The sequence below is a fragment of the Vibrio sp. 1249-1 genome (assembly GCF_033340495.1).
In genome coordinates this window covers 1-953 of sequence record NZ_JAWOWJ010000203.1, presented here as the reverse complement: position 1 = coordinate 953, position 953 = coordinate 1, and the positions used below count along the sequence as shown (strand labels likewise).

Annotated in this window: 3 protein-coding genes; all 3 read right to left on the bottom strand. The window is 42.6% G+C overall.

Annotated elements, in window-relative coordinates:
- Positions 1–174, bottom strand: a 174-nt coding sequence (locus R7Z50_RS25260; RefSeq protein WP_318149456.1) for a phosphoglycerate mutase family protein, incomplete at its 3' end; no start/stop codon positions are given.
- Positions 175–279: 105 nt separating this feature from the next.
- Positions 280–564 (bottom strand): putative quinol monooxygenase, encoded by a 285-nt coding sequence (locus R7Z50_RS25255; RefSeq protein WP_031849035.1) that lies wholly within the window; start codon positions 562–564, stop codon positions 280–282.
- A 92-nt stretch (positions 565–656) separates the two neighbouring features.
- Positions 657–953: hypothetical protein (locus R7Z50_RS25250; protein ID WP_318149455.1), on the bottom strand; the 297-nt coding region annotated here is incomplete at its 5' end.

The window sequence follows — 953 nt, the reverse complement described above, 5'->3', positions numbered from 1 at the left end:
ACTTGAGTAGACACGGAAAGGACGGTTTTCAACATACTGTTTGAGCGTTGTGCCAACGCGTCTTGCTTGGTCGCTGCCTTTAGATGTCAGTGAAGAGTTACAGTGACCTTGTAACTTTTTATCTGCGTTAAACTCTGTTTCACCATGGCGCAATACGAATATTCTTCTCGTCATTTCTTTACCTTAAACGGTTTAAATTCATAGGTAAGCTAACGTAAAGTCGCCAACTGGGCAAAAAACACTATTTGAGTCAACTTTGACACAGAATGACTCGCCTCATTATGCCTGAACATCCAAAATTTCATAATGGCGCTCAACATTCACTGTCACCCGCCCCCAGTCTGAATCTTTGACTCGGAGTTGATGGTGCTCGAACGTATCTCGATTTGTAAACTCTTCGTACACATCAAAGCGCAACGGGTTGTCAGGGTTTTCCACCACTTGAAACACAAGGCACCCAGCCTCGCTTTTAGTTAATCGCATATGAATAGGCAGCGCACTTTTTACCGTTTCAAGTTCCCCTTCAGGCACCAATATAAATCCTTTTAATATGACTTTAGACATCACGACTCCATCGCTATTTTACTATCTACAAAAAACGCATAACCGATAAGTTATGCGTTAAAACCATTAATGCGGATTGAAAGGTTATCCCATTATTTTAACGTGAGGGTAAACACCTCGTTGTTCACGCCACCAATCATCATTGGTTTTCCAAGCTGATCTTGCTGGACAAAGAGCGTGGTTTTTAACTCACGACTTGAGTGACGAGATTTACTTTTGCGAACCACAAGCACATCAACAACGTAATCCGAATATTCCTTAATCACGGAGCCTGAGAGCTCGATGATTTCCTCATCATTGTCTTCAACGGCGTCAAATCCTCGATCAACCTGTATCGGTGCTGAAACCGAGGTTTGTCCGTAGTTTAAAACCGCTGTTTCATGCTCTTC

Excerpts from the sequence above, each read along its gene's own strand:
- R7Z50_RS25255 (WP_031849035.1), bottom strand. The coding sequence starts at position 564 with ATGTCTAAAGTCATATTAAAAGGATTTATATTGGTGCCTGAAGGGGAA.